A 17,570-nucleotide genomic window follows, 5' to 3' on the forward strand; every position below is an offset into this window, starting at 1 on the left:
ACCCAGCCCCCCGTGTCTCTTCCGCCCAGGCCTCCCGTGCCTCTTCCGCCCAGGCACCTCCGCCCATGCCTCCGGCGCCTCTTCCGCGCCGGTTCTCGTCTGCGGCGGCCTGTTCCGCGCCAGCACTGCTCCGCGCCAGCACTGCTCCGCGCCAGCCTCTTCCCCGCCTGGCTCGCCTTTCCCTGCCTGGCTCGCCCTTCCCTGCCTAGCTCGCCCCCTCTTCGCCGGGCCGCTAGAAGAGGGCGGACGGGTCGATCTCGATGCGGACGACGAGCGGGGCCTTCTTGGCGCTTCGGACCGCGGCCGCCTCGTGCAGGGCTCGTGCCAGCGGGGCCAGCTTGGAGCGGGGGACCCGCAGCAGCATGCGTTCCTGCTCCTCATCGGCGGGGACAGGGCCCAGCAGCTCCGTGTCGGGTGGCAGCTTGGCGATGTTGAGGAAGTCGGCCACCGCCTCGGCCTTGCCGGTGAGGCTGGCCATCCGGGAGGCCGGCGGGAACGACAGCTCGCGCCGCTCGGCCAGCTCACGCGAGGCGAACCAGGCCGGATCCCAGCGGATCAACGCCTGCACCGTGGCCAGCGAGCCGTCGGCCACCACGACGACACGCCCACCGGCCGGGGCGGGCTTGGCCAGGGCGGCCGCATTAAGCCAGCGGCGCATCGTCTCCTCGGCCGCGCGCAGGTCGGAGCGGGTGAGCAGCGCCCACGCGTCCAGCAGGAGCACCGCGCCGTAGCCGCCCTCGGCCACCGGCTCAGCCCCGGGCGTCGCGACCACGACGGCGGGCTCGCCCGGCACTGTGTCGAGGATCTCGTCGCGGCCCGACGTGCGTACGGGGGAACCGGGGAAGGCCCGGCCCAACTCCTCCGCCGTCCGTTTGGCGCCGGTGATCGAGGCCCGCAACCGCCGGCCACCGCAGGCAGGACACGCGTAGGCAGCGGCCGCGCGGCCGCACCAGTGACAGGTGGGAACCTCGCGGGCCCCGTGCAGCCCCAGCGGCCCCGAACACTGTGGACAGCGCGCCGGGGTGCGGCAGTCGTTGCAGGCGATCGACGGCAGATAGCCCCGCCGCGGCACCTGAACCAACACGGGCGCGCCCGTTTTAAGGGCCTGCCGAGCTGTTTCCCAGACCAGGCTGGGCAGCCGGGCGGTGGCGGCGGCCGGGTCGCGGGCCATCTGCGGGTCGTCACCGGTGGGCGCGATCGCGGGCGCGTGCAGGCGGAGCACATCATGGGCGGCGCCGATCTCGCGGGCCCAGCCGGTCTCGAGCAGCAGCTGCCCCTCGCCCGTACGAGCGAAGCCCCCCACCAACGCCGCGCAGTCGGCCAGCTGGGCGCGGGTCAGCAACACCTCGCGGGCGTGCGGATACGGCGAGCGGGGCTCGGCGTGCAGATCGTCACCGTCGTCCCAAATCACTACCAGCCCGAGCTTGGCCACCGGCGCCCACATCGCGGCCCGGGTGCCGACCACCACCGGAACCTGGTGACGGCTGGCCTTCAGGAAACGCCGATAGCGCTCGCCCGGGCCCAGCGCAGCGTTGAGCGCCACGTGCCGCCCCGGCCCGAGCACCACGCCAAGAGCCCGATCAACCCGCTCGAGGTCACGCGCATCGGCCACCACGATCACGACACCGCGCCCACCCCGCACGGTCGCCTCGGCGGCCTCAGCAATGCGCGCCGCCCAATTCTCACCCGGCAGCGCCCCCCAAACGGCCCGAGCATTCCGCCCGTCGGCCAACGCCCGCAAAAACGCAGGCCCAGCGACGTACTGCCCCCACCGACCATCGCCCCCCGCGGGGCCGCCCCCTCCCGCGGGGCCGCCCCCTCCCGCCGGGCCGCCCCCTCCCGCGGGGCCGTCGGCACCGCTCACACCCGGGGGCGCGGCGCTGGCGGTCGTCCGGGTGGCGGAAGGTGCAGTGGCGCCGGAATTGGCGGCTGCCAGCGCGGCGACTGGCCCGGCTACGGCAGATCCCCTATCCGACTCGCCGCCGCCCGGCTCACCCGCGCGCGGCCCACTAGCGCCCGACTCGCCGCCGCCCGGCCCCTCCGCGTCGGAGCGACTGAGCGGCTCGTCGGTGACCTGCTCGCCGGCCACAGGGCCGGCTCTCTCCGGCTCAGTGGTGCCGACTTCGCCGTCCAAGGCCGCGGCAGCTTGCGTGTTGCCGTTGGGGTCGGTCCTCGGCTCGGTGGTCGCCGTCGAAGCGGTGCCGGCGGCGAGAGCTGATTCCCCGCCGGGGACGGGCGTGTCCGGGGTGTCGTAGGTGGGCGCGGGGGCGGTGCCCGTTTTGGGGGGCTGGGCCTCGACGCGGGCGTGGCGTGGGGGGACGGCCAGACGGAGGACGTCATACAGATTGCCCGCGTAGCGGTCGGCCACCGCCCGGGCCGCCTGCGCGATCTCGGGGTCGAGGACCCGCTCGGGGGAGACCACCCGGTCGAGATAGGCCAGCTTGCCGCCGTGGGGCGAGGACTCCGCCCGCTCGAGCAGGAAGCCGCTGATCAGCTGGCCGGCGAAGCGCACCCGCACCCGCACGCCCGGTTGGGCCGCCTCGTCGTCGGCCGCGGGCACCAGATAGTCGAACGGGCGGTCGAGGTGGGCCAGCGGCACATCCACGCACACGCGGGCCACGGGTAACCGTTCCGCCGGCACCCGTTCGCTGCGTCCGCCCTTTGTCGCCATCGCTGAACATTCTGCCCGCCCCCTCCGACAATCCTGGTCGCTCCCAGATCCTTGCCGGATCGCGTCGCCGTGTCGTCAACCCACGGGTCGACGCGAAAGTCGAACCCCGGGTTGACGCGGACCCGGCCCCTATTCCCTACGGTGGGTGGCGTCAGTTCCTCGATGGACCGTGGGAGGTAGAGCGCAGTGGTGACGATCACCCACGGGGGTCCGATGGATGCGGCCGCGGCGGTCGCGATGCTGCTGGATCCGCGCGCGAATCACGACCCCGTCCCGGCGTACGAGGCGCTTCATCACCACGGCCCCGTCGTGCGGGCGGGCCGCGGTTACTACTTCGTCTCCGGCTATGCCGAGGTCGACGCCGTGCTGCGCGATCCGGCGATGGAGGCCTACGACGCGCGCCGCCTCGACAGTCAGTGGTCCGATTGGCGTGACAACCGGGCGGTCGCGCTGTTCGCCGACTCCATGCTGCGGACCAACCCGCCGCGGCACACCCGCATGCGCCGCCTCGCCGCCGGGGTGTTCACCGCCCGTCGGGTGAGCGCCCTGCGCGAGGTGATCACGGCTCAGGTCGACGAGGCGATCGCGGCGCTGCCCGAGCGGGCCGAAAGCGGGGTCGTCGACCTGGTCAGCCACCTGACTTACCCGCTGCCCATCGGGGTGATCACCGCCCTGCTCGGGGTGCCCGCCGCCGATCGGGGGCGGTTCCGGCGGCTGGCCGAGGCGCTCACGGCAGTGCTCGAGGTGCGCTGGACGGAGGAGGACAGGCGGCTCGCGCACGAGGCCGCGCTCGAGCTCGAGGCGTATTTCACCGACCTCGTCGCGCTGCGCCGCGAGCAGCCGGAAGACGACCTGGTCACCGCCCTGGCCGCGGCGCACGACGCCGGCGGTGAGCAGCTGACCGGCGCGGAGCTGCTCGGCAACCTCGCGTTGCTGCTGGTGGCGGGTTTCGAGACGACGACCAACCTGCTGGGCAACGGCATCGTGTTGCTGCTCGAGCACCCGGCGCTCGCGGAACGCCTACGTGCCGATCCGGCGCTGGCGACGGCGTACGTGGAGGAGGTTCTGCGGGTCGAGTCGCCGGTGCAGCTGACCGAGCGTTACACGTCACGACCGGCCGTGATCGGCGGGACGGAGGTGCCGGCCGACGCCGAACTCGTGCTGCTGCTCGGGGCGGCGAATCGGGATCCGGCGCGGTTCGGCAATCCAGGTGTCTTCGATCCGGACCGGCCGGGCAACGCGCCGTTGTCGTTCGGCGCGGGCGCCCACTACTGCCTGGGTGCGCCGCTGGCCCGGCTGGAGGCGCAGATCACGCTCCCGGCCCTGCTGACACGGTTCCCCGAGCTGGCGCCGGCCGGGCCGCCCACCCGCCGGCCGCGAATGAACCTGCGTGGCTGGTCCGCGCTGCCGGTGACGCTGGGCGGACCTGCGGCGCTGGGCCCGTCGGGGACGCAGGTCACGTCGGCGGCGCCGGATGTCGCCGTGACGCCGGACACCTCGGGGGCGCCGGGTGCGGTCGTGACGCCGGGCACCCCGGGGGCGGCTGGTGTGACGCGAGCCGTGCCTGGTCCGAGCCACTCCGTAGACTAGTCAAGTGCCGAGCCGAGATGTCAGGAGTCTGCCCGCGTGACCGTCCAGTCCATCCGTCTGTTCGGCGATCCGGTCCTCCGGACTCCGGCCGATCCCGTCGTCGATTTCGACAAGGAACTGCGCACCCTGGTCAAGGACCTGACCGACAGCATGCTGGAGGAGGGCGGCGCCGGCCTGGCCGCCCCGCAGATCGGTGTCGGCCTTCGCCTGTTCGCGTTCGACGTGGATGACGTCGTGGGCCACATCATCAACCCGGAGCTGTCGTTCCCCGACGACGAGGAGCAGGACGGGCCGGAGGGCTGCCTGTCGATCCCGGGCATCTACATCGACACGAAGCGCCGGCAGAACGTGGTGGCTGCCGGGTTCAACGAGCACGGCGACCCGATCCAGATCGTCGGCACCGGGCTGATGGCGCGCTGCGTCCAGCACGAGACCGACCACCTCGACGGCGTGCTGTTCCTCGACCGGCTCGACGCCGCCTCGCGAAAGGACGCGATGAAGCAGATCCGCGCCGCCGACTGGTACGACGCGGGCAAGCCGCCGACGATCAAGGAGAGCCCGCACGGTCGTGGCCTCTTCGGTCTGGGGCGGTGACCGGGATGCGCCTGATCTTCGCCGGCACGCCGGCCGTCGCCGTGCCCAGCCTCGACGCGATCGCGGCCTCGGGTCACGACCTGCTCGCCGTCGTCACCCGTCCCGACGCGCCCGCCGGCCGGGGCCGCCGCCTCGTGCGCTCGCCCGCCGCCGCGTGGGCCGACGAGCGTGGCATCGAGGTGCTCACGCCCGAGAAGCCGCGTGAGCCCGAGTTCCAGGAGCGGCTGCGCTCGCTCGCGCCCGACTGCGTGCCCGTGGTGGCGTACGGGGCTCTGGTGCCGCCGAGCGCGCTCGAGATCCCGAAGCACGGCTGGGTCAACCTGCACTTCTCGCTGCTGCCCGCGTGGCGGGGCGCGGCTCCGGTGCAGCATGCCGTCCTGCACGGCGACGAGGTGACCGGCGCGAGCGTGTTCGAGCTCGAGGCCGGCCTCGACACCGGCCCGGTCTACGGCACCCTGACCGAGGACATCCGTCCCACCGACACCTCCGGTGACCTGCTCGAGCGGCTCGCCACCGAGGGCGCCGGCCTGCTCGTGGCGGTGCTCGACGCGATCGAGTCCGGCACGGCCCGCGCGCATCCGCAGCCGGCCGACGGCATCACCCTCGCGCCGAAGCTGACCGTCGACGACGCGCGCATCCGCTGGAGTGATCCCGCGTTCGGCGTCGATCGGCGGATCCGGGCGTGCACCCCGGCGCCGGGCGCGTGGACGACCCTGCGCGACGACCGGCTCAAGCTCGGCCCGGTCAAGCCGGTGGCCAACGGGCCCGACCTGGCCCCCGGCGACCTGCTCGTCGAGCGGACCCAGGTGCTCGTCGGCACGGCGACCACGCCGGTGGCGCTGGGCGAGGTGCGGGCCGCGGGCAAGAAGCCGATGGCGGCGACCGACTGGGCCCGCGGGCTCCGCATCCAGCCGGGGGAGAAGCTCCAGTGACCGAGCACAGGGCAGATCGGCCCCACGGTTCGGGGCGGCCACGGCGGCCCGGGGGCCCGGGATACGACCGCGATGCGCGCTCGGGGCGGGCACCTCGGGGTGGGCGGCCGCCGTCGGATCCGGCGCGTCAGGCCGCGTACGAGGCCATTGCGGCTGTGCACCGCGACGACGCGTACGCGAACCTGGTGTTGCCTGAGATCTTGCGGGGCATGGCGCTGGCCGGGCGGGATGCCGCGTTCGCGACCGAGCTGACCTACGGCACGCTGCGCATGCTGGGCACGCTCGACCTGATCGTGGCCGACGCGGCCGGGCGCGAGGTGTCCCGGATCGACCCGCCGGCCCGCGACGCGCTGCGGCTGGGCGCCTATCAGCTGCTGCACACCCGCGTGCCCGCGCACGCCGCCGTCAACCAGACCGTCGACCTGGTGCGGTCGGTCGCGCCGGGGGCTTCCGGGTTCGCGAACGCGGTGATGCGCACGATCGCCGAGACGCCGCTGGAGAAGTGGCTCGACAGGCTCGCGCCCGACTACGAGGCCGACCCGGTCGGCAACCTCGCGGTGCACCACAACCACCCCGAGTGGATCATTCGGGCGTTCTCCGAGGCGTTGGGCGGCGATCTGGCCGAGACCACGCGGCTGCTGATCGAGGACAACCAGCCGCCCGTGGTGCACCTGTGCGCCCGTCCGGGCCGGGTCGACGCGGTCGATCTGGCCGACGAGGTCGGTGGGGTGCCGGGGGCGTTCTCGCCGTACGCGGTCTATCTCAACGGTGGCTCCCCGCGCGAGCTGGCCGCGATCCGGAGCGGTCGCGCGCACGTGCAGGACGAGGGCTCCCAGCTGGTGGCGGCCGCGCTGCTGGCCGCGCCGATCGAGGGGCAGGACACGCGCTGGCTCGACCTGTGCGCCGGGCCGGGCGGCAAGACGGGCCTGATCGGGTCGATCGCCGCGAGCCGGGGGGCCGAGGTGACCGCCGTCGAGGTCGCCGAGCATCGGGCCCGCCTGGTCGAGCAGGCCACCGAGGGCATGCCGGTGACCGTGCTGCCGATGGACGGACGGTCCGTCGGGCGCGATCCCGACCTGCCGGAGGAGTCGTTCGACCGGGTGCTGGTCGACGCGCCGTGCACCGGGCTGGGCTCGCTGCGGCGGCGGCCCGAGTCGCGCTGGCGCCGTCAGCCCGCCGACCTGCCGCCGCTGACCAAGCTGCAGCGGGAACTGCTGGTGGCGGCCCTGCGGGCGGTCCGGCCGGGTGGCGTGGTGGCCTATGTGACGTGCTCGCCCCATATGGTCGAGACCCAGGTGACCGTGACCGAGGGGTCGCGCCGCAGCGGGGTCGAGGTCGACTTCGTGGACGCGCGGCCGCTGCTGCCGCCGGGCATGCCGGGCCTCGGCTCGGGGCCGACGGTGCAGCTCTGGCCGCACCGCCACGGCACCGACGCGATGTTCCTGGCCGTCCTGCGCCGCACGAGCTGACCGCGGCACGCAGCAACGGCCGGCGCGGACACGGCGTCTGCGGCAGCTGGGCCGCGGCGGGCCCAGCGGTAGATGCGGGGCCTAGCGGTAGATGTAGTGGATTTTGAGCTTGCGGGTGCCGGCATTCCGGTAGGAGCCGGTCATCCGCTCGCCGTTGAGCCACAGGAAGCAGCGGACCGCGCGGTCGCCCAGCTTCCATGACGTCGCGTCCGGCGGGAAGCCGAGCCAACCCACGCGGTTGCGCACGGTCCCGTCGTTCGGGATGCCGGCGAACTTGGCGATCGCCGCGTCGCAGCCCCTCTCGAGCTCGCCCGGGGTGAGGCCGGCCACGGTGGCGCGCGAGCTCACGAAGAGCCCGGCGAACTCCGACGTGTGCGCGCCCGAGCAGGCCACCGGGTGCATCGCGGTCACCCGCTCGTCCACGACCTTCGGGTTGGCGCAGGTCATCCGCATCTTGCCGGCGCCGCCGAGCGACCCCTTGAGGCTGCCGGACCGGCGAACCAGCTCGCCGTCGACGGGTGAGGTCTCGACGAGGTCGCAGCGATACCACCGGGCGCCGCCCTGCCACGCGGCCTGGCTCGGCAGCACCGGCTGCAGCACCAGCCAGCCGGTGCGCCAGTCGCCGCCGAGGAACGTGTTGACCCGCTTCGAGCACTCCCGGAACGCCTGGCCGCGATGGGTCGAGGCGGTGCTGCCGGGTGAGCCGTTCGCGACCTCGGCGATCACGGCCGTCTCGGTCAGGTGCGGCCCGGCGCAGGCCACCGGGGACCAGTTGTCGATCGTGCCCTCCTCGACGACGTCGGGGTGGCAGCCGGGCGTGGGCCGGAACTGCTGGGCCGCGGGCGGGGCGGGCCAGCCGCCGGTGAGGTCGCCGTCGACGCCCTCGGGCAGGTCGGCACAGCCGCCGAGGGCGAGCACGAGCGCAGCGGCAGCCCACCGTCGCATGCGGTTCCCCCAGTCGAGCGGTCAAGGGCCGTCACTCTATCGGTAACGACAGTGAGATCGGTCCATGGAATGCGAGCAACCGAAGGCGGAGGCGGCCGGGGCGGAGGGGAAGAAGGCAGGAGGAAGGGGAAGAGGGCGGGGAGGGGCAAAGGGCGGGGAGAGGGGAGAAGGGCGAAGCGGAAGAGAGCGGGAAGGAAGAAGGGCGAAGCGGAAGGGGACGAGGAGGGAGAGGGAAAGGCGGTGAAGGGGAGAGACGGAAGAGGGAAGAAGGGGAGGGTGAAGGAGGGAAGCAGGGGCGCGGGCAGAGGGAGGCCATAGACTTCGTCCCGTGGAGCCATCACTGATCATTGCCCCCAGCATCCTGGCCGCCGATTTTGCTCGTTTGGCTGATGAGGTGCACGCCATCGAAGGGTCGGCCGACTGGGCGCATGTCGACGTCATGGACAACCACTTCGTGCCCAATCTGACAATCGGGCTCCCGGTTGTGCAGAGTCTGCGCAAGGCGACCAGCATCCCGTTCGACGTGCATCTGATGATCACCGATCCGGAGCGCTGGGCGCCGGGTTACGCCGAGGCCGGGGCCTACAACGTCACCTTCCACGCCGAGGCCACCGACGACCCCGTGGCGCTGGCGAAAACCCTGCGTGCGGCGGGGGCCAAGGCCGGCCTGGCGATCGACCGGGACACCCCCGTCGAGCCCTATCTCGACCTGCTGCCCCATGTGGACACCCTGCTGATCATGACGATCAAGGCCGGGTTCGGCGGTCAGAAATTCTTGCCCGAGACGCTCGGCAAGGTGCGCGAGGTGCGCCGCCGCATCGATGCCGAGCAACTCGAAGTGCGCCTGGAGGTGGACGGCGGCATCGCGGCCGACACAATTGAGCAGGCGGCCGAGGCGGGCGCCGACGCCTTTGTGGCCGGCACGGCGGTCTACGGGGCGCAGGATCCCGCCGAGGCCATTCGTAAGCTGCGAGCACTGGCGGGAGGAGCCGGATGAGCACAGGGGTCGCCGATCCCAAGCCGGAGGAGCTCGGTCCCGAGCCCGAGGACCGCCCCGATCTGATCCTGGTCGTCGACGACGATCAGGACATCGCGAGCTTCGTCGAGTTCAACCTCAAGGTCCACGGCTACGAGGTGATTCGCGCCCCCGACGGCCAGGCCGCGCTCGACCTGATGCAGAACAACCGGCCCGACCTGGCCGTGGTCGACTGGATGATGCCGCGCATGGACGGCGTCGAGCTGACCCGCCGGCTGCGCGCCGAGCCGCTCACCTCGGCCCTTCCGGTGATCATGCTGACCGCCAAGAGCATGACCGTCGACAAGGTGGTCGGGTTGACCGCCGGGGTCGACGACTATCTGGTCAAGCCGTTCGACACGGCCGAGCTGATCGCCCGCGTGGCCTCGACCCTGCGCCGCAACAAGGAGTTCCGCGAGGTCTCGCCGCTGACCGGCCTGCCCGGCAACGCGCGGGTTCGGCGTGAGATCTCCGACCGCATGAAGCTCGGCGGCGAATACTCGGTGGGCTACATCGACGTCGACCGGTTCAAGAGCGTCAACGACGTGTACGGGTTCGACCGGGGCGACGAGTTCATCACCGCGCTCGCCCGCAGCCTGCACCGCGCGGTCACCACGGTCGGCCCGCCCTCGATCTTCCTGGGCCACATCGGCGGCGACGACTTCGTCTTCATCTGCACCCCCGATCAGGTGCTGCCGCTGACCAAGCTCACGGTCACCGACTTCGAGCAGGCGGCCGACCAGCTGTACGACGCCCGCGACGCCGAGCGGGGCTACATCGAGGTGCCCGACCGCCGCGGCAACAAGAACCGCGCCGCCCTGGTCACGCTGTCGATCGGCGTGGCCCAGGCGACGCGCGACGGGCGCCGGTTCACCGACCCGCGCGTGGTGATCGCCGTGGCGTCCGAGATGAAGAAGGTGGCCAAGTCGCAGCCCGGGTCGTATGTGGCGATCGACCGCCGCCGCGCCGAGGGCGAAGAGGGCTGAAAGCGCTGGTCAACCCCCGTCGAGTCGACCAAGGTGTGAGATGCCTCGCCCCGGGGGTGTCAAAATTTCGTTGTCGTGTCAAACTCGGGATTGACCCACCACGCGCTGGCGGGACTCGGTGAAATTCCGAACCGGCGGTGATCCGATCTTGTGATCGGTAAGCCCGCGACCCGGACGTCGTCACCCGACGACGCACGGTGGACCTGGTGAGAATCCAGGGCCGACGGTTGATCAGGCAGCAGCCCGATCAGACAGTCCGGATGGGAGACAGCGCGCGGAATCGGACCATGGCCTGGCCATGTCCGGGGTGCGCGAAGCGTACCCTTGTGCCCGATTCCCGGCGTTTCCTCCCACTGCACAGCGCGTGATTCGACCGCGTTGTGAGAGGAAGACGGCGATGGTGACCGAGGACGAGGCGATGCGCCGCGCGATCGCGCTGGCCGCCCGGGGCCTCGGCACGACCAGCCCCAACCCGGTGGTCGGCTGCATCCTGCTCGACAGCGATGGCGAGATCGTCGGCGAGGGCTTCCACGCCTACGCCGGCGGCCCGCACGCCGAGATCGTCGCGCTGGCCCAGGCCGGCGAGCGGGCCCAGGGCGGCACAGCCGTCGTCACGCTCGAGCCCTGCAACCACACCGGCCGCACCGGCCCCTGCAGCCGCGCCCTGATCAACGCGGGCATCCGCCGCGTGGTGATCGCCGTCGACGACCCCACGCCCGTCGCGGCGGGTGGCGCGGTCACGATGCGCGCGGCCGGGCTGCAGGTCGAGACCGGCGTCCGCCGCCTGGAGGCCGCCGAGGGCAACGTGGCCTGGCTGACCGCCGTGCGCCGCGGCCGCCCGTACGTGACCTGGAAGTTCGCGGCCACGCTGGACGGCCGCTCGGCCGCCGAGGACGGCACCAGCCAGTGGATCACCTCGGCCCCCGCCCGCTCGGACGTGCACGTGCTGCGCAGCACGGTCGACGCGATCGTGGCCGGCGTCGGTACCGTCATCGCCGACGACCCGCAGCTCACCGTGCGTGACCTCAAGGACGGCACGCTCGCCATCAAGCAGCCGCTCCGCGTGGTCGTCGACTCCGAGGGCCGTACGCCGGAGAAAGCGCGAGTGAAGGACGCCGCCGCTCCCACCTGGATCGCCACGACGCGCGAGCTCGGCGCCGGCCCGGACGGCCGCGTCGACCTGCACGCGCTGCTGGCCGCCCTGTTCGGCCGGGGCATCCGGTCGGTGCTGCTCGAGGGCGGCCCCACGCTGGCCGGCGCGTTCCTCGAGGCCGGCCTGGTCGACCAGGTGATCGGCTATGTGGCGCCCAAGCTGCTCGGCGCGGGCAAGGCGGCCCTGGTCGACGCGGGCGTGGCCACCATCGGCGACGCCATCGAGCTCGACCTCAAGGACATCGCGCAGATCGGCCCCGACCTGCGCTTCACCGCATCGCTCCGGCAAAAGGAGAGCTGATGCGCACATCCTCGCAAAACGGGCAAATCGGGTGTGGGTGGGGTAGGGCAAGGCGGCAAGGCAGGCAAGTCGGTAAGGCAAGGGCCGTGAGGCACGAGGGCAAGGCGCCCAAGAAGGAGATCGGATGTTCACGGGCATCATCGAGGAGCTGGGCGAGATCGTCCGCCTCGAGCACACCACTGACGACTCCGCGGTGCTGGCCGTTCGGGGCCCCCTGGTCACCGAGGACGCGAAGCACGGCGACTCGATCTCGGTCAACGGCGTCTGTCTCACCGTGATCGACAACGTCGACGGGGTCTTCACCGCCGACGTCATGGGCGAGACGCTGCGCCGCTCGTCGCTGGGCGCGCTCGACGTGGGCAGCCAGGTCAACCTGGAGCGGGCGGCCGCGCTGGGCAGCCGTCTCGGCGGTCACCTGGTGCAGGGTCACGTCGACGGCGTGGCGCGGGTCGTCGGTCGCGAGCCCGCCGCGGACTGGGAGGTCGTGCGCTTCTCGCTCCCCGCCGAGCTGGCCAAATACGTGGTCGAGAAGGGCTCGATCACCGTTGACGGCGTGTCGCTCACGGTCATGGCCGTTGACGACGAGACGTTCAGCATCGGGATGATCCCCACTACTTCCAAGCTGACCGTCCTGGGCAGCAAGCAGCCGGGCGAGCCGGTGAACCTCGAGGTCGACGTGATCGCCAAGTACGTGGAGAAGATGCTGGGAGGCCGCAATGTTTGAGCAGGTCGAGCGGGCGATCGCGGACATCGCGGCCGGACGCGCGGTGATCGTGGTCGACAACGAGGACCGCGAGAACGAGGGTGATCTGATCTTCGCGGCCGAGAAGGCCACGCCGGAGCTGGTCGCTTTCATGGTCCGCTACACGTCGGGTTACATCTGCGTGCCGATCACCGAGGACGAGGCCGACCGGCTCGACCTCCCGCCCATGTTCCACACCAACCAGGACGCCCGCGGCACCGCGTACGCCGTGACGGTCGACGCCCGCGAGGGTGTCGCGACCGGCATCTCGGCCGCCGACCGGGCCCGCACCATCCGCCTGCTGGCCTCGGCCGAGACCAAGCCCTCGGATCTGTCCCGCCCCGGCCACGTCGTGCCGCTGCGGGCCAAGCCGGGCGGGGTGCTGCGCCGCCCCGGCCACACCGAGGCCGCGATCGACCTGTCCGTGCTGGCCGGGCTGCGGCCGGCCGGCGTGCTGTGCGAGATGGTCAACGACGACGGCACCATGCAGCGCCGCCCCGACCTCGAGAAGTTCGCGATCGAGCACGACCTGGCGCTGATCAGCATCACCGAGCTGATCGCCTACCGCCGGCACCGCGAGACCCAGGTCGAGCGGGTGGTCGAGACCCGGCTGCCCACCGAGCACGGCCTGTTCACCGCGGTCGGCTACCGCTCGCACACCGACGACAGCGAGCACGTGGCGCTGGTCTACGGAGAGCTCGGCGACGGCGAGGACGTGCTGGTCCGGGTCCACTCCGAGTGCCTGACCGGCGACGTCTTCGGCTCGCAGCGCTGCGACTGCGGCCCGCAGCTCGACGCGGCCATGCAGCGGGTGGCCGAGGCGGGCCGGGGCGTCGTGCTCTACATGCGCGGGCACGAGGGCCGGGGGATCGGCCTGCTGCACAAGCTGCAGGCCTATCAGCTGCAGGACCGCGGCTTCGACACCGTCGACGCGAACCTCGAGCTGGGCCTGCCGGCCGACGCCCGCGACTACGGCACGGGCGCCCAGATCCTCTACGAGCTGGGTGTGCGCTCGATGCGGCTGCTCACCAACAACCCGGCCAAGCGGGCCGGGCTCGAGGGCTACGGCCTGACGATCACCGGTCGCGAGGCCCTGCCCGTGCGCCTGCACCCCGAAAACGTGCGTTACCTGCGAACCAAACGTGACCGCATGGGGCACCTGTTCGAAGCATTGGGCTGATTTTCCCGCCCGGTACGGGTGAGGATGAACTTTCACAGAGGGGGACACATGGCCGGCTTCGGGGATCCGCATTTGGAGACGGTCGACGCCGCCGGGCTGCGGCTCGGGATCGTCGGCTCGCGCTGGCACTCGGACCTGGTCGATCACATGATCGAACGGGCGCAGGCGGCGGCGGAGGAATGCGGCGTCGAGGACGTCGTGGTGGTGCGGGTGGCGGGATCGGTCGAGCTGCCGGTCGTGGCGCAGGCGCTGGCCCGCCAGTGTGATGCCGTGGTCGCCCTGGGCGTGGTCATCAAGGGCGAGACCGACCACTTCAAATACGTCTGTGACTCGGTGACCGCGGGCCTGACCCGGGTCGCGCTCGACGAGCAGACCCCGGTCGCGCACGGCGTGCTGACCGTGATGAGCCTGGGCCAGGCCCGGGATCGCGCCGGCCTGGAGGATTCGGTGGAGGACAAGGGCTGGCAGAGCACGGTCGCCGTGCTCGACGCGGCCCTCGTCCTCCGCGAGATCAGCAAGCCGAGCTAGTTCTGCACCTGGATCTCCTGGTTGACCGGCACGACGAAGCAGTCCTGGTCGTTGCAGCCGGTCGCCAGGATGGCCAGCGAGGCCTTCCCGACCTGGAACGGGGCGCCGCTGATGTGCGCGGTGACCCGGCCCATCTCCAGCACGCCCGTGCCGGCGCAGGTCAGCTGCTCGGTCACCGTGCCGCTGGCCCGCAGCCCGTCCTTGCGAACCTGGTCGAGCGAGACGGTGACGGTCGCGTTGTAGCCGGCCGGGCAGGTGATGCCGTACGACACGTCGACGGCGGCGCCCCGGGCGACCCGGAAGGCGAACATGGGGCTGACGGTGGCGTCGGCGGCGGCCTGAGCCGGGGCCGCCCCGAGGGACGCGAAGGCGAAGGCGGACAGGGCGGAAGCAAGAGCGATACGTCGGCGCACAGCAGCCTCCTCAGCTGATCCGGATGGTCTCGTCGAACGGGATGGTCTCGCAGCTCGTGTCGTCGCAGACCGTGCGCACCGTACGCGCGGTGGCCAGGCCCACGATGAAGATGGCGCCCGCGAGATCACGGTCGATCCGCATCTCGGTGGCCGCCCAGTCACCCGTGCAGTCGACCCGCTTCTGCCGGGTGCCCTGCGCGATGCGGTCGCCGTTGGCCCCGGTGACGGTCACGACGAGCTGAATGCGAGCCCCCGCCGGGCAGTTGTAGCTGAGGTTGACCAGAACCCGGTCGCCCTGCTGGCGACGGTCGACGGAATCGATGCGGGTCGACGACGGGCCGGTGGCCGCGTTGGCGGCCGGCGCGACGAGCAGGGACCCGGTGACGAGAGCGGCCAAGAAGCCGGAGAATGCCAGAATTCGGCGCATTACGGTCCTCTCCAGGGCAGAGGGCCGCCTCCCCGTGTTTCGGCGGTTCACCCCCGTGCCCGCGGTGACACCATGTCATGCACCAGCTTCGATCCGCTAGGCCTTAAAGACGGCCCGCCTCGATGATCCGGGCCAGGAACTGCCTCGTGCGGGCCTCGGCCGGATCGCCCAGCACCTGCGACGGCGGCCCCTGCTCGAGGACGCGCCCCTTGTCGAGGAAGGCCACCCGGTCGGCCACCTGCCGGGCGAACCCCATCTCGTGCGTGGCCAGCACCATCGTCATGCCCTCGCCCTTGAGCTCGCGGATCATCGTGAGCACCTCGCCCACCAGCTCCGGGTCGAGCGCCGACGTGACCTCGTCGAGCAGCAGCAGCCGGGGACTGTTGACCAGCGCCCGCACGATCGCGACACGCTGCTGCTGCCCGCCCGAGAGCCGGTCGGGATAGCTGCCCGACTTGTCCGCCAGGCCCACCCGGGACAGCCACTCCATGGCCTGCGAGCGCGCCTCGGCGACGGGGCGCTTGTGCACCCGTACGGGGGCCAGGGTGATGTTGTCGAGAACGGTCATGTGCGGGAACAGGTTGTACGACTGAAAGACCAGGCCGATCTTCTGCCGTACGAGGTCGGGGTCGACCCGCGGATCGGTGATGTCCTCGCCGTCCAGCCGCACGACCCCGTCGTCGATCTCGGTGAGCAGGTTGACGCAGCGCAGCAGGGTCGACTTGCCCGAACCGGAGGCGCCGATCAGCGCGACCACCTCGTGCTCGGCCACGTCGAGGCTGAGGTTGTCGAGGACCACGTTGGCGCCGAACGTCTTCCGGACGTCCGTGCAGGAGAGCAGCATCAGTTACCCGCGTTCTGCCGGCGTGCGGCCCGTAGCGTCACCCAGTCGGTGACCCCGATCAGCGGCAGGGCCAGCAGCACGAAGAGCACGCCGGCCACCACGTACGGGGTGAAGTTGGCCGTGCCCGCCTGGTTGATCTGCGCGGCCCGGATCGCGTCGATCGGGCCCGCCAGCGAGATCAGGCCGACGTCCTTCTGCAGGGCCACGGTGTCGTTGAGCAGCGGCGGCGTGACCCGCCGGATGGCCTGGGGCAGCACCACGTGACGCATGGTGCGGCGATAGCTGAGCCCGAGCGAGCGGGCCGCCGCCACCTGGCTCGGGTGCACCGACTCGATGCCGGCCCGGAACACCTCGGCCAGGTACGCCCCGTAGGTGACCACGATGGCCGCCGCGCCGAGCACCGTGACGCTCGGCGTGCCCTGCAGCCGCAGACCCGGGATGCCGAACGCGAACAGGTAGATCACGATGATCAGCGGCAGACCCCGGAACGAGTACGTGTACGTCGTCGCCAGGGCCCGTACGGGGAAGGTGACCGGCCCGCGCAGGGTGCGCAGGATCGCGATGAGCAGCCCGAGCGCGAGCGCGCAGGCCGTGCAGATCACCATCAGCCGGATGTTGAGCCACAGCCCGGACAGGATCGACGGGTAGTTGTCGCGGCCGGTCAGCGCCTTGACGGCGATGTCCCAGTCGAGGAACGACGACTTGACCCGCGCCCAGCCCGGCGAGCCGGTGACCCCGAGATAGAGCAGCAGCCCGACGACGGCGGTGGAGAACGCGGCGATCAGCGTGGAACGGATCGCCCGCTTGCGGCGATAAGCGATCCGTTCCAGCTGGGTGCGGCTCGGTTGATGAGGAGCGGTCACTGGAGCTCGGGGGCCCCGCCCGAACCGGACAGCCACGTCTTCTCGAGCACGGCCAGCGTGCCGTCCTGGCGCAGCTGGTCGACCGCGGTGCCGACGCAGCTGGTCAGCGCGGAGCCCTTGTCGAGCACCAAGCCGAACTGCTCGGGCACGCCCACCTGCGGCAGCTGGCCGACGATGAGGCCGTCCTTGAGCTCGGCCGCGGTCATGTAGAACGCGGTCGGCAGGTCCACCACGATGCCGTCGACGGTGCCGTTGACCAGCGCCGCCTTGGCGTCGTCGTTGTTGTTGAACACGGACGGCTGGTTGCTGGGCTTGATCAGCTCGGTCACGGCCTGATAGCTGGTCGTGCCGACCTGCGCGCCGAGCTTGGCCTCCTTGAGGTCGGCCAGCGTCTTGGCGGCGGCGATCTTCGAGCCCTTCGTGGTGATCACCGTTTGCCGTACGAGGTAGTAGGGCGACGAGAAGTCCACCGCGTTACGCCGTTCGGGCGTGATCGAGAACTGGTTGATGTCGAAGTCGAACGCCTTCGGACCCGGGGCCACGGCGTTGTTGAACGTCACAGAGGTCCAGATCACGTTGTCCGGCGAATAGCCCAGACGCTGGGCGACCTGGTACGCGACGGCCGATTCGAACCCCTTGCCGTTCTTGGGGTCGTTGTCGGAGAACCACGGCTCGTAGGCCGGGGTGTCGGTGCCGATCGTCAACTTGCCGGCGGTCTTCGTCGGAAGGGCGCCGGCAGGGCAAACGTCCGCGGAGGCACTGGCCGACGCGGTGGGGGCGGCGTTCTCCTCGACGGGCGAGCAGCCCGCGAGGGCGGCGAGCGCGAGCACGGCGCCGCCGGTGGTGAGAAGGGTGAATCGGCTGACCATGTCCGGGAGCCTAGAACACGTCTCACCTGCTGGGGCCGTTCGTCGCCAT

General features: G+C 71.7%; 17 protein-coding genes and 1 riboswitch. Of the genes, 10 read left to right on the forward strand and 7 right to left on the reverse strand.

The genetic code is table 11. The features are described from left to right. Positions 1-232 precede the first annotated feature (232 nt). Complete coding sequence (locus tag JKJ07_RS44055; RefSeq protein WP_307834765.1) at positions 233-2,605, reverse strand: primosomal protein N'; 2,373 nt, start codon at positions 2,603-2,605, stop codon at positions 233-235. A 279-nt stretch (positions 2,606-2,884) separates the two neighbouring features. Here JKJ07_RS44055 and JKJ07_RS44060 point away from each other — a divergent pair, with 279 nt between their 5' ends. Genes JKJ07_RS44060 through JKJ07_RS44075 form a run of 4 tightly spaced genes read left to right on the forward strand, consistent with a single transcriptional unit; the run spans position 2,885 to position 7,256 of the window. Then, positions 2,885-4,261 (forward strand): cytochrome P450, encoded by a 1,377-nt coding sequence (locus JKJ07_RS44060; RefSeq protein WP_202998147.1) that lies wholly within the window; start codon positions 2,885-2,887, stop codon positions 4,259-4,261. 36 nt (positions 4,262-4,297) lie between these two features. Next, positions 4,298-4,855, forward strand: coding sequence for a peptide deformylase (gene def / locus JKJ07_RS44065; protein ID WP_202998005.1), 558 nt, complete (start codon positions 4,298-4,300; stop codon positions 4,853-4,855). A gap of 5 nt (positions 4,856-4,860) precedes the next feature. Further along, on the forward strand, positions 4,861-5,787 hold the full coding sequence (fmt, locus tag JKJ07_RS44070; protein WP_202998006.1) for a methionyl-tRNA formyltransferase: 927 nt from the start codon (positions 4,861-4,863) through the stop codon (positions 5,785-5,787). Beyond that, complete coding sequence (locus JKJ07_RS44075) at positions 5,784-7,256, forward strand: RsmB/NOP family class I SAM-dependent RNA methyltransferase (RefSeq protein WP_202998007.1); 1,473 nt, start codon at positions 5,784-5,786, stop codon at positions 7,254-7,256. The genes fmt and JKJ07_RS44075 overlap by 4 nt, the downstream gene beginning before the upstream one ends. 81 nt (positions 7,257-7,337) lie before the next feature. Here JKJ07_RS44075 and JKJ07_RS44080 read toward each other — a convergent pair whose 3' ends face one another. Continuing rightward, positions 7,338-8,201, reverse strand: a complete 864-nt coding sequence (locus tag JKJ07_RS44080) for a septum formation family protein (RefSeq protein ID WP_202998008.1) — start codon at positions 8,199-8,201, stop codon at positions 7,338-7,340. A 328-nt stretch (positions 8,202-8,529) separates the two neighbouring features. Here JKJ07_RS44080 and rpe point away from each other — a divergent pair, with 328 nt between their 5' ends. The 6 genes from rpe to ribH all read left to right on the forward strand — a co-directional run bounded on the left by rpe (position 8,530) and on the right by ribH (position 14,105). After that, positions 8,530-9,198 (forward strand): ribulose-phosphate 3-epimerase, encoded by a 669-nt coding sequence (gene rpe, locus JKJ07_RS44085; protein ID WP_202998009.1) that lies wholly within the window; start codon positions 8,530-8,532, stop codon positions 9,196-9,198. After that, positions 9,195-10,202: a GGDEF domain-containing response regulator gene (locus tag JKJ07_RS44090; protein ID WP_202998010.1), complete on the forward strand. Its 1,008-nt coding sequence runs from the start codon at positions 9,195-9,197 to the stop codon at positions 10,200-10,202. Before rpe ends, JKJ07_RS44090 begins: the two co-directional genes overlap by 4 nt. A 100-nt stretch (positions 10,203-10,302) precedes the next feature. Continuing rightward, a riboswitch (FMN riboswitch) is annotated at positions 10,303-10,478 on the forward strand. A 121-nt stretch (positions 10,479-10,599) separates the two neighbouring features. Beyond that, a complete protein-coding gene (ribD, locus tag JKJ07_RS44095) occupies positions 10,600-11,655 on the forward strand; it encodes a bifunctional diaminohydroxyphosphoribosylaminopyrimidine deaminase/5-amino-6-(5-phosphoribosylamino)uracil reductase RibD (protein ID WP_202998011.1) in 1,056 nt (351 codons plus the stop codon). Positions 11,656-11,779: 124 nt separating this feature from the next. After that, on the forward strand, positions 11,780-12,379 hold the full coding sequence (locus JKJ07_RS44100; protein WP_202998012.1) for a riboflavin synthase: 600 nt from the start codon (positions 11,780-11,782) through the stop codon (positions 12,377-12,379). Next, on the forward strand, positions 12,372-13,577 hold the full coding sequence (locus tag JKJ07_RS44105; RefSeq protein WP_202998013.1) for a bifunctional 3,4-dihydroxy-2-butanone-4-phosphate synthase/GTP cyclohydrolase II: 1,206 nt from the start codon (positions 12,372-12,374) through the stop codon (positions 13,575-13,577). Before JKJ07_RS44100 ends, JKJ07_RS44105 begins: the two co-directional genes overlap by 8 nt. A gap of 48 nt (positions 13,578-13,625) precedes the next feature. Continuing rightward, positions 13,626-14,105, forward strand: a complete 480-nt coding sequence (ribH, locus tag JKJ07_RS44110; protein ID WP_202998014.1) for a 6,7-dimethyl-8-ribityllumazine synthase — start codon at positions 13,626-13,628, stop codon at positions 14,103-14,105. Here ribH and JKJ07_RS44115 read toward each other — a convergent pair. The 5 genes from JKJ07_RS44115 to JKJ07_RS44135 all read right to left on the reverse strand — a co-directional run bounded on the left by JKJ07_RS44115 (position 14,102) and on the right by JKJ07_RS44135 (position 17,521). After that, on the reverse strand, positions 14,102-14,518 hold the full coding sequence (locus tag JKJ07_RS44115; RefSeq protein WP_202998015.1) for a hypothetical protein: 417 nt from the start codon (positions 14,516-14,518) through the stop codon (positions 14,102-14,104). The genes ribH and JKJ07_RS44115 overlap by 4 nt on opposite strands. A gap of 10 nt (positions 14,519-14,528) precedes the next feature. Next, positions 14,529-14,945, reverse strand: a complete 417-nt coding sequence (locus tag JKJ07_RS44120) for a hypothetical protein (RefSeq protein ID WP_202998016.1) — start codon at positions 14,943-14,945, stop codon at positions 14,529-14,531. Between the two features lie 103 nt (positions 14,946-15,048). Beyond that, positions 15,049-15,789 carry an amino acid ABC transporter ATP-binding protein gene (locus JKJ07_RS44125; protein WP_202998017.1) on the reverse strand — a complete coding sequence of 247 codons (741 nt, stop codon included), beginning with the start codon at positions 15,787-15,789 and terminating at the stop codon, positions 15,049-15,051. After that, entirely contained in the window at positions 15,789-16,652 is an 864-nt protein-coding gene (locus JKJ07_RS44130; RefSeq protein WP_202998018.1) for an amino acid ABC transporter permease, read from the reverse strand. The genes JKJ07_RS44125 and JKJ07_RS44130 overlap by 1 nt, the downstream gene beginning before the upstream one ends. After that, positions 16,649-17,521 carry an ABC transporter substrate-binding protein gene (locus JKJ07_RS44135; protein WP_202998020.1) on the reverse strand — a complete coding sequence of 291 codons (873 nt, stop codon included), beginning with the start codon at positions 17,519-17,521 and terminating at the stop codon, positions 16,649-16,651. The genes JKJ07_RS44130 and JKJ07_RS44135 overlap by 4 nt, the downstream gene beginning before the upstream one ends. Between the last annotated feature and the right edge of the window lie 49 nt (positions 17,522-17,570).

Source organism: Paractinoplanes lichenicola, assembly GCF_016785085.1.
Lineage (GTDB): Bacteria > Actinomycetota > Actinomycetes > Mycobacteriales > Micromonosporaceae > Actinoplanes > Actinoplanes lichenicola.

What these genes read in the sequence shown, in the direction of transcription:
- JKJ07_RS44135 (WP_202998020.1), bottom strand. Translation starts at nt 17,521, where the DNA reads ATGGTCAGCCGATTCACCCTTCTCACCACCGGCGGCGCCGTGCTCGCG.
- ribD (WP_202998011.1), top strand. Translation starts at nt 10,600, where the DNA reads ATGGTGACCGAGGACGAGGCGATGCGCCGCGCGATCGCGCTGGCCGCC.
- JKJ07_RS44100 (WP_202998012.1), top strand. Translation starts at nt 11,780, where the DNA reads ATGTTCACGGGCATCATCGAGGAGCTGGGCGAGATCGTCCGCCTCGAG.
- JKJ07_RS44080 (WP_202998008.1), bottom strand. Translation starts at nt 8,201, where the DNA reads ATGCGACGGTGGGCTGCCGCTGCGCTCGTGCTCGCCCTCGGCGGCTGT.
- fmt (WP_202998006.1), top strand. Translation starts at nt 4,861, where the DNA reads ATGCGCCTGATCTTCGCCGGCACGCCGGCCGTCGCCGTGCCCAGCCTC.
- JKJ07_RS44060 (WP_202998147.1), top strand. Translation starts at nt 2,885, where the DNA reads ATGGATGCGGCCGCGGCGGTCGCGATGCTGCTGGATCCGCGCGCGAAT.
- JKJ07_RS44120 (WP_202998016.1), bottom strand. Translation starts at nt 14,945, where the DNA reads ATGCGCCGAATTCTGGCATTCTCCGGCTTCTTGGCCGCTCTCGTCACC.
- JKJ07_RS44105 (WP_202998013.1), top strand. Translation starts at nt 12,372, where the DNA reads ATGTTTGAGCAGGTCGAGCGGGCGATCGCGGACATCGCGGCCGGACGC.
- ribH (WP_202998014.1), top strand. Translation starts at nt 13,626, where the DNA reads ATGGCCGGCTTCGGGGATCCGCATTTGGAGACGGTCGACGCCGCCGGG.
- JKJ07_RS44090 (WP_202998010.1), top strand. Translation starts at nt 9,195, where the DNA reads ATGAGCACAGGGGTCGCCGATCCCAAGCCGGAGGAGCTCGGTCCCGAG.
- JKJ07_RS44125 (WP_202998017.1), bottom strand. Translation starts at nt 15,789, where the DNA reads ATGCTGCTCTCCTGCACGGACGTCCGGAAGACGTTCGGCGCCAACGTG.